Here is a 9,623-nt window from a genome sequence, read left to right on the forward strand (position 1 = left end):
GCGGTGGCGGCGGCCTGCGCGGCCTCGGCCGCCTGTTGCGCCGCCTGCCCGGCCTGCTGCCGCAGCAGGCCAAGGCGGGATTGCTCCTCCGCCTCCTGCCCCAGCCGCTGGGCCAGCGCGCGGGCGGCGGCGAAAGCATCTTCCACCAGGGCATCCGGCTGCACCGATTGACAAATGCGAAGGCAGGCGGTGCCGAAGCCGGCGATCTCGGCCCGCATCCCCTCCAGCCGCTCCCGGGCCTCGCCCGCCTGGGCAACCAGCCCGCGCAAGGCCTCGTAAAGATCGAGCAGCACCGAGCCGTCCTCCGCCGAAGGCGAGGCGTCATGGCCCAGGGCGCGCCAAGCCTCCCGCCACTCGGCCTCCCAGGCGCTGAGCCGCTCCTCGGCCTGCCGATGATCCCGCCGGGCTTCCTCCAGCGCGCGGGCCGCCGCGTCGCGCCGGGCGGTCAGATCGGCCCGTGCCACCAGGTCTCGATGAACAGCGCGCTGGCGGGATTCGGCCATGTCCAGCAGGGTGCGCAGATCGGGGCCGGTGGCATCCTCCAGCCGCAGAGCCCGCGCCAGCCGCAGCGCCCCGGCCCGGTGCCGGGCCTCGACCTGTGCTGCCTCGGCTTCGGCGTGCTCCACCGCCTGCGCGGCGTCCAGCACCACCTCCCGTTGAGTCAGCAGGGCCTCGACCTCCGGCCAGCGCGCCATGGCGCCCAGCCCTGCCGGGCGGATGGCGGCTTCCCAGCGGCTGCCAGCCTCAACGGCGGCGGCGCGGGCGGCTTCGGCGACGGTGGCGGCCGCCTCCGTCTCCGCGCGATTGCGGGCGATGGCGCGGTCCAGTTCCGCCGCCCGCGCCAGCCGCGCGGTTTCCAGCAGCCGCTGGTCGGCCAGGGCATCGGCCTCGGCCACCGCGCGGGCATAGGCGAGGGGGAGCGGCTCCGCCCCGGCGAAGGCGCGTTCCGCCGCCTCGTCCACCGCCGCGGGCATGAAGGCGCGGCGATAAACCAGATGCCAGCCCTCGTCCCGCCGGGCGCGGGCGCGTTGCAGCGCGGCCTCATCCGGCAGGCTGCCCTGGCCTTCCAGCGCTGCACGCTCCGCCAGCACCTGCCGGCCATCGGCCTCCAGGCGCGACAATTCGGCCTCGGCGCGGCGCACTGCTTCCACCGCCGCGTCGCGTGTGGCGGCGAGGCGTTCCAGTTCCGCCCGTGCGGGCAGCGAGAGGGTACGGAGTATCGCCGGGTCGCGCAGCGGTGCCGGCAGCCGCGCCAGCTCCGCGCCCAGCTTCGCCCGCGCCTGGGCCACGCGGGTAGCGGCCGCGGTGGCGAGGCGCACGGGATCGCCCTCGGCCAGGATGGCTGCGAGGAGGGCGGAAAGGTCATCCGCCGTGCCAACTGGGGGCAGGCGCTCCAGTTCCTGCGCGGCGGCGGCCAGTGCGGCTTGCTGCGTCGCGATACGGCCGGGGAGTTCCGCCAGCAGGGCCGCATGGCGGGCATGGGCTTCCGTCAGCCGCCGGGCCTGCTGCACCGGCAGCGGCGCGGGTAGTTGCGCCGCGGCCTTCGAGGCGGGGCCAGGCAGGCCCAGGGCGGCGAGATGTTCCTCCACCCGTGCTTCAAGCGCCCTGAGGGCAGCCTCAACCGCCGGCAGATCCTTCTGCGCTTTCCCGGCGGCGCCGGCATCTTCCTGGAGGATGCGGATGTCCTCGGCCGCCGCCAGCAGCGCCGCATCCGGCTGCACGGCCGCTGCCTGTTGCAGCAGTTCCGCATGCCGTCGCCGCAGGCCAGCCAGCGCCTCACTGGCCTGCTCGGCCCCGCGCAGGGCGGCGGAAAGCCTGTCGCGCAGGTCTGGCGGCAGGTGCGGCGCGCCAGGATGCCGATCCAGCCAGGCCCTGGCCATGTCCAGACGGGCCAGCAGCGGGCGGATGCGGCGGGCGCGTTCCATCCGGTGGATGGCGGCGGCGGCATCGCGCGCCGCCTGATGCGCGGCCTCATGCCGCCGGGTCGCCTCGGCCAGGGCTTCGTCCTGCTGCAGCCAGGCCTCGGGCCGCACTAGCTTGTCCTTCAGCAGCCGGCGGCTGGAGGTGAGGCGGTCCAGCGCCAGATAGAAAGGCCGCTGCGCCGATTTGCGGCGGGGGGCGAGGCGGTCCCGCTCGCCCTCCAGCGCCTGCCGCAGGTCCCGCGCCTGCCGCATACCGCCCGCTGCCTGCAACAGCGCCTCGGCCAGGGCGCCGCCGGAGGCCAGCAGCGCCTGCCCGCCGGCCCGCAGCTTCTCCGTGTCCAGCGCGAAGAGTCGTTCCAGCAGCGCCCGGTCGGCCGGGCCGGTCAGGCGGGTCAGGGATGATGGGGCGAGGGGCTGGCCATCGGCGCCGAGCAGCGCGGCGGCGCCAACCTTCTTGCGGCGATCCAGCACGAAGGGCGCGCCATCGGGGCCGATGCCTTCCGCCAGCACCTGCATGCCAGGATAGCCATGGCGGAAGCCCATCGGCGTCTGCCCGCCGATGCCGAAGAACAGGTCGCCGAAGGCCTGGCGCAGCACCGACTTGCCGGCGCCATTGGGTGCCAGCACCAGGTTGATCCGCCCCGGCGCCGGGTCCAGCCGCAGCGAGGCATCGGCGAAGCTGCCATATTGGCGCAACGTCAGGCGGGTAAGGCGCATCAGCCTTCCGCCAGCCGGGCCAATAGCAAAGCGCGGGCGCGCTCCAGCAATTCGGGCGGGATGGCGCCGCTGGCCGCCAGCATGGCGGGATGGTCGGCGGGCAGGGCGTCGCGCGGGGCGCGGTTCAGCATCTCGGTGGCATAATCGCGGATGGCGGTGGAGAGCGGCGCATCCGGCTGATTTGCCAGCGCCTCGATGGCACCGACCAGCCTACCTACCGCATCGGCCCGGCCGCGCAGCGCCTCCGGTGCCAGGGCGGGGCGGGTGTCGATCCGCACCGCCTCGATCCAGAGGTCGTCTTCCGTCAGTTCCAGCCCGGCGGCGCGGATATTCTCCCGCGTCGCGGCGCGGTCGCGGCTGAGTTCGGCATGGGCGGGGCAGGCACCTTCCAGCACCACGCGCAGCACCAACAGCCGGCCATCGGCGGCATCCAGGGCGGCACCCATCGCATCCCGCGCGCGGTCCAGCACGGCAGGGAGGTCGGCGGCGGCGGTGCAATCCACGGCCAGCCGCGCCCAGCGCACGGCATCCAGCGGCTGGTGCGCGACCTCCGCCACCCGCCCGGCCCGCACCGTGACCAGCGAGGCGCCTTTGGCGCCAGGCTCGTTGATGTGCCGGCCTTGCAGATTGCCGGGAAAGACGATCCAGGGCTCGCGGTGCAGCACCGTGCGCTCATGCACATGGCCCAGGGCCCAGTAGTCGTAGCCATGCCCGGCCAGTTGCTCGACCGAGCAGGGGGCATAGGTCTCGTGCGCCGCGTGGCCGGCGGCGGCGGTATGCAGCAGGCCGATGTTGAACAGGCCCGGCAGCGGCGCGGGATAATCCCGGGCGATATTCTCCACCACCGCGCGCTGGGCGAAGCTCTGCCCATGGAAGGCCACGCCGAGGTCGTCGAAGCGCAGCGTCTCCGCCTTGCGGTGGGAGAGCAGGGTGGCGCCCTCGGGCAGCCGCAGGTTGCGGGTCAGCACGCTGTCGGCATCGTGGTTGCCGCGGATGGCGACGATGCGGATGCCTTCGCGCGTCAGCCGCGCGAAGGCGGAAACCAGCGCCTGGCCGGTGCGGAAGTCCTGCCAGTCCCCGTCATAGAGGTCGCCGGCCACCACCACGAAATCCACCCGTTCCGCCAGCGCCAGCCCGACCAGCCGGTCCAGCGCGTCCCGGCTCGCCTGCCGGATGCGGCGGGCGGGGGCGGTGGCATCGGCGTCCAGCCCGCGCAGGGGGCTGTCGAGATGCAGGTCGGCGGCGTGCAGGAAGCGGAAGCTGGGCAAGGCGGTCTCTGCGGTCAGGGCCCCAGGATGCCACGGGCGCGACCGGCATGACAGGGGGCGAGGCCCTGCGGTTGTAGCGGGGCGGCATCGGGGACATAACGCCCCGCCGCAGCCAGCCAGGATATTTCATGAGCCAGACCTTGCCCCTCCTCGTCACCCATAGCGGCAGCTTCCACTGCGACGAGGCCTTCGCTTACGTCGTGCTGCGCCTGGCCCTCGGCCTGAAGGCGCCGGGGCAGGACCATCGGCTGGTCCGTACGCGGGACGCGGCGCTGATCGCGCAGGGCGACTATGTCTGGGATGTCGGTCTGGTCTTCGACCCCGCCGCCAACCGCTTCGACCACCATCAGCGCGGCGCCCCCACGCGGGAGGATGGCACGCCCTTCTCCTCCGCCGGCCTGGTCTGGCAGCAGTTCGGCGAGGCCGCCGTGCGGGCGCTGGGCGGGGGCGAGAATTCTGCCACCATCGCCGCCGACCTCGACCGCGCCGTGATCCGCCGCATCGACGAGATCGACAATGGCGTGGCCGGCAGCCGGGAGCCGCTGGACCTCGCCGCCCTGGTGGGCGACTGCAACCTGACCTGGGACACCCCCGCCGAGGGCCGCCAGAAGGCCGAAGACGCCGCCTTCCTGGAAGCCGTGGCGCTGCTGGAAGGCGTGCTGCGCCGCCGGGTGGACGTGCTGCGCTCCCGCCTCGCGGCGGATGCCATGGTGGTGGCGGCGCACCAGGCCTCGGCCGACCCGCGCGTGCTGGAGCTGGAGCGTGGCATGCCCTGGAAGAATGCCGTCTTCAGCCATGAACTGCCGGTGATCTACGCCGTCTACCCCGTACCCAACGGCAACTGGATGGTGGATGCCATGCCGCCGGAGCCGCATTCCTTCGCGCAGCGCCTGCCGCTGCCGGAAGCCTGGGCCGGCTTGCAGGAGGGCGCGCTGGTCGAGGCTTCCAAGGTGCCGGACGCGGTCTTCGTGCATGTGCGCCGCTTCGTCGGCGCCGCCCGATCCCGTGCCGGGGCCGTGGCCATGGCGCGCGAGGCGCTGCGGATCGGCGGCCTGCCGCCGGCCTGACGCCGCGCAAATAACTGGCCCGGCCGGGGCGCGGGGCCTATAAGCTCCGCCTTCTCCCGCACCGCATGCAGCTCGCGGCGGCGCAGGTCATCTTCCCGTGGCATGGGCGCGCCCTGATCGCCGCCCATGGCCCCGACCCGGGTAAAAGCCAGCGTGACAGCATCTTCGGGCGGGGACAGCCTCGCCCCAGCCAGCAGCATCGACACCATCACCCGCCGCCTGTTGCGCAATGCCGGCACCATGCTGGGCGGCAAGGCGGCCATGGGCCTCATCAACCTCGCCGCCACCGGCGTGGCCTTCCGCACCCTGGGCATCGAGGCCTTCGGCGTGCTGGTGCTGATGCATGCCTTTGCCCAGACGGCTTCCTCCATCACCAAGTTCCAGTCCTGGCAGGCGGTGCTGCGCTATGGCGCCGCCAGCCTGGAGCGCGGGCAGCGGGCCGAGTTCCGCTCCCTGGTCCGCTTCACCGCCGGGCTGGATGCCGGCGCCGCGCTGGGCGGCATGTTCATCTGCGCCGCCGTGGCCTTCTGGCTGGGCGGGATCTTCGAGATCCCGCCCGAGATGGCTGGCATGGCGGCGCTCTACGCCACCTCCTCGGCCTTCATGGTCATGGCGACGCCCACCGGGCTGCTGCGGCTCTTCAACCGCTTCGACGTGCTCGCGACCCGGGACACCATGGGCGCCCTGGTGCGGCTGGCGGGGGCCGGGCTGGCGGCGCTGCTGGGCGGCGGGCTGCCGGCCTTCCTGGCGGTCTGGTACCTGGCAACGGCCGTGGGAGGCCTGTCCCTGGCCTTCGCCGCCTGGCGGGAGCTGCACCGGCGCGGGCTGACCGGCGACAAGGGGGAAGGGCGGCTGCCGCGTGCCTCAGTGGCACATCCGGGCATCTGGTCCTTTGTCTGGACCACCAATCTCACCGCCACGCTGTCCCTGGCCTCCGGCCATCTCGGCGCTCTTTGCGCCGGCGCGGTGCTGGGGCCGGCGGAGGCGGCGCTCTTCGCCATTGCCCGCCAGATCGGTGAGGCGGCGCTGAAGCCAGGCCGCTTCCTGAGCCCCGCCATCTATCCCGAGCTGGCCCGGCTGGCGGCCTCGCGCAACCGCCATGCCATCTCTGCCCTGATGCGGCGTGCCCTGCTGGCCTCCACAGGCGGTTCGGCGCTGCTGCTGGTGGTGCTGGCGCTGCTGGGCCAGCCGCTGCTGCGTGCCGTGGGCGGGGCGGAAGCGACGCCGGCTTATGCGGTGATGATGCTGCTCGGCATCGCCTCGGCGGTCGGCTTCGCTTCCTTCGCCCTGGAGCCGCTGCTGATGTCCATCGACCGCCAGGGCGCCGCCCTGCGGGCGAGGCTGGCCGGGACGGTGCTGTATGTGCCCGCCTCCCTGGCCGGGATGCACTGGCTCGGCCTCTGGGGCGCGGGGCTCGCGGCCATTGCAATGGCCGTGCTTATGGCGGTGTTGCAGGCCGGCACCGCTGTGGCCGTATTGCGAGGCGGGAATAACAGCCTGAACAATCCGCCGCCTGACAATGCTGTCCAAGTGGATTAATCATTCCTACTCTGTTTCGCCATGAAAAGGTGCCCGGGGGCACCAGCGGCACCTGGGGGCATAGTTCATTGCAAGAGGACGAGATCTACAAGAACGTGGTGGCCGCCATCCAATCGGTGGTCGGCGTGACCCGTCCCATCACGGCGGAAACCAATATCCTGCAGGATCTGAACCTCGACTCGGTCGCGGTGATGGATTTCATCATGCAGGTCGAGACTCAGTTCGATACCGTAATTCCGATGAATCAAATGGCCGAGATTGAGACCGTAGGCGATCTCGTCCGCATCCTGAACGCGTCCAAGGTCGCCTGAACGTGCTCGCTAAGTATCGCAAGCTGCGCGAGGCGCATGCCGCCGTCGCTTCCGCTGGCCAGGACCCCTTCGGCGTGGTCTTCGACCGCGTCATCTCCGCCACCGAGGCATTGATCGGCGACCGCCGGGTGCTGCTGCTGGGCACCAACAACTATCTGGGCCTGACCTTCGAGGAGAGCTGCGTCGCCGCGGGCGTCGAGGCCCTGCGGACCGAGGGCACCGGCACCACCGGCTCCCGCATCGCCAATGGTTCCTATGGCGGGCATTCCGGGCTGGAGCGGCGGCTGGCCGCTTTCCTGAAGCGCCGCTCCGCCATGGTCTTCTCCACCGGCTACCAGGCCAACCTGGGCGCGCTGGCGGCGCTGGCCGGGCCCAAGGACCACCTGCTGCTGGATGCCGACAGCCATGCCAGCATCTATGACGGCGCCAAGCTGGCCGGGGCGCAGGTGACGCGCTTCCGCCACAACGACCCCGAGGACCTGCGCCGCCGCCTGCGGCACCTTTCCTCCCAGCCCGGCGAGAAGCTGGTGGTGGTCGAGGGCATCTATTCCATGCTGGGCGACACCGCGCCATTGCGCGACTTCGTCGAGGTCAAGCGCGAGGCCGGCGCCTGGCTGATGGTCGATGAAGCGCATTCCCTGGGCGTGCTGGGCGAGAACGGCCGTGGCCTGGCCGAGGCCGAGGGCTGCGAGGACGGCGTGGACTATGTCGTCGGCACCTTCAGCAAGAGCCTGGGCGCCGTGGGCGGCTTCTGCGCCTCGGATGTCGAGGATTTCGACCTGCTGCGCCTGACCTCGCGCCCCTATATGTTCACCGCCTCGCTGCCGCCTTCCGTGATCGCCTCGGTGACGCGGGCGATCGAGGTGATGGAAAGCCAGCCGCTGCGCCGCGTACGTCTGCAGCGCAACGTGCGCCACTTCCATTCCGGGTTGCAGGCGGCGGGCTTCAGCCTGGGGCCGGTGGCGAGCCCGGTGGCCTCCATCCGCTGCCCGGACCAGGAGACCGCCATCCTCTTCTGGAACCGCCTGCTGGCGGAGGGCGTCTACGTCAACCTGGCGTTGGGGCAAGCGACGCCGGAAGGCAAGCCGCTGCTGCGCACCAGCATGTGCGCCGAGCACACGCCGGAGCAGATCGACCACGCCCTGGCGACCATCACCGCCGTGGGCCAGTCGCTCGGCATGCTGGACACCTTCGCCGCCGGCACCGCCGCCGAGTAAGCCTCAGCGCACCGCGCCCCGCCGCAGCAGCCGCCACAACAAGCGGGGCGCGGCGAGGACGGGGTGGCGGCGCTGCCAGTCGGTCAGCGCCAGCGCCTCTCCGGAATGGCGCTCGATCTTCCAGGCCAGGTAATCGGCGCCGCCCTCGAAGGTGAAGGCGGCCTTGACCAGCCGCGCCACGTTCAGCGGCTTGCCCAGCCAGCGCCGCAGCGCCCATCCCGCACTCCAGCGCCGGGAGGGTGGCAGGCCCGGCGCCAGCCGCCCCTCGGCATCTGGCCTGGCATCCAGCCCTTGCGCCGCGAAGGCCAGCGGCAGGTTGCCGTCGAACCACTCCGGCGCCGCTTCATGGATGCTGTTGCCGCGCCCCCGGCGTTCCGTGCGGAGTTCGGCGCCATAAGTGCTGGCGAACAGCGCCTGCCAGAAGCCGGCCGGGGCCGCCTGACGTGGCCCCAGCCGCGCGGCCCAGAGCGCGGCGGTGGCAAAGGCGCGGGCGCCGGCGGTGGCCGCCCAGGCGGCGGCTTCCGCGTCGCGGGCATGGACCAGGGTCGTGGGCTGGCAGAAGCGGGCCCAGATGGTGGTGTCCATCGTCCCGGCCCGCAGCCGGCGCTCGAATTGCCGGCGGGAGAGCACGGCCACCTTGGCGCGCACTTCCCCCACGCCTTCGGCATGCCCGACGCGCTGCATCACATTGGGCGGCAGCGCGGCGTTCAGCAGCGCCGGCAGCCAGTGCCGGTGGAAGGCGCGCTGGCCATCATGCACCACGTAAAGGTCCAGCAGCCCGGAGGCGTCGCCGGTACGGCGGCAGGAGCCGTAGAAGAGCACCGCCCGCACGGCATCGCCATGCTCCGCCACGATATCCCGCGCCAGCGCCAGGGCGCCGGCCATGGCGGAGGAAGGGGCTGTGGGCACCGCCATCTCCGCCGCCACCCGTGCCGCCAATGCGGCTTCTGCCGCCGTGTCACTCATGCCGAAATGAAGGTCAGCGGCGCGGTGGCCGAGAGGCGGATGCCGTCGGGGCCGGGCTGGAAGGTCTCTCCATCCAGCACGAAGCCTTCCCGCAGGTCGATGCGCAATGTGCCGGCACGGCTGCTGTGCCAGCCGGGCAGGGCGGGCGGGCGGCGGCGCAGCAGGGACCAAAGGCCGGCGCCCAGCCGCTGCGGCGGCGCCGCCACGTCCAGCACGCGGATGGCGCCTTCGCCATCGCCCCAGAAGGGCCAGAGGCCCAGCATCAGCCGGTCCAGCGTCGTCGCCATCAGGATGAAGCGCGGCCCCGTGACCGCGGCGCCATTGTCGCGGGCCACCTGCATGGCCGTGCCCTGCCGCAGCGCGCGGCCGAAGGCGCCGCGCCCGGCCAGGGCCTGCACCGCCATCATCACGCCGGTGATGCCCACCACGGCATTATCCATCAGCCCATGGCGATGCAGCCGGCCCTCGGCCAAGCCAACGGCGTGCGTGAAGGCGGCGGCACCGAAAAGCAGCCCGCGCATCGGCGCCGCGCCGGCGCCCGAGACTTCCAGTACCGGCCGGGCCTGCCGCCGCAGCCGCCCAGCCCCGGCAGCCGCCAGCAGGCGCCGCAGGCCCG

General features: G+C 72.6%; 7 protein-coding genes and 1 pseudogene. 4 read left to right on the plus strand and 4 right to left on the minus strand.

The genetic code is table 11. The features are described from left to right. Both IBL25_RS22110 and IBL25_RS22115 read right to left on the minus strand, forming a co-directional pair. Window positions 1-2,639 (minus strand): AAA family ATPase (locus IBL25_RS22110; RefSeq protein WP_187780661.1); only part of this gene is annotated, 2,639 nt, incomplete at its 3' end. After that, window positions 2,639-3,907 (minus strand): metallophosphoesterase family protein, encoded by a 1,269-nt coding sequence (locus IBL25_RS22115; RefSeq protein WP_187780662.1) that lies wholly within the window; start codon window positions 3,905-3,907, stop codon window positions 2,639-2,641. The genes IBL25_RS22115 and IBL25_RS22110, both read right to left, overlap by 1 nt. A gap of 128 nt (window positions 3,908-4,035) precedes the next feature. On the opposite strand from IBL25_RS22115, the gene IBL25_RS22120 reads away from it, so the two are divergent. The 4 genes from IBL25_RS22120 (at window position 4,036) to spt (ending at window position 8,041) form a co-directional block, all read left to right on the plus strand. Further along, on the plus strand, window positions 4,036-4,974 hold the full coding sequence (locus IBL25_RS22120; protein WP_187780663.1) for an MYG1 family protein: 939 nt from the start codon (window positions 4,036-4,038) through the stop codon (window positions 4,972-4,974). 153 nt (window positions 4,975-5,127) lie between these two features. Continuing rightward, the gene (locus IBL25_RS22125) at window positions 5,128-6,513 is read left to right on the plus strand and encodes a lipopolysaccharide biosynthesis protein (protein WP_187780664.1); all 1,386 of its coding nucleotides are present in this window, start codon (window positions 5,128-5,130) and stop codon (window positions 6,511-6,513) included. 29 nt (window positions 6,514-6,542) lie between these two features. After that, window positions 6,543-6,824 (plus strand): acyl carrier protein, encoded by a 282-nt coding sequence (locus IBL25_RS22130; protein WP_239417525.1) that lies wholly within the window; start codon window positions 6,543-6,545, stop codon window positions 6,822-6,824. Continuing rightward, the gene (gene spt, locus IBL25_RS22135; protein WP_187780666.1) at window positions 6,821-8,041 is read left to right on the plus strand and encodes a serine palmitoyltransferase; all 1,221 of its coding nucleotides are present in this window, start codon (window positions 6,821-6,823) and stop codon (window positions 8,039-8,041) included. Before IBL25_RS22130 ends, spt begins: the two co-directional genes overlap by 4 nt. A gap of 3 nt (window positions 8,042-8,044) precedes the next feature. Here the strand turns inward: spt and IBL25_RS22140 are convergent, their stop codons facing one another. Beyond that, window positions 8,045-9,007: a hypothetical protein gene (locus IBL25_RS22140; protein WP_202986849.1), complete on the minus strand. Its 963-nt coding sequence runs from the start codon at window positions 9,005-9,007 to the stop codon at window positions 8,045-8,047. Then, window positions 9,004-9,623: pseudogene (locus IBL25_RS22145) on the minus strand (hypothetical protein); the annotation flags it as partial. The gene IBL25_RS22140 and the pseudogene IBL25_RS22145, both read right to left, overlap by 4 nt.

Source organism: Pseudoroseomonas ludipueritiae (assembly GCF_014490445.1).
GTDB lineage: Bacteria > Pseudomonadota > Alphaproteobacteria > Acetobacterales > Acetobacteraceae > Pseudoroseomonas > Pseudoroseomonas ludipueritiae.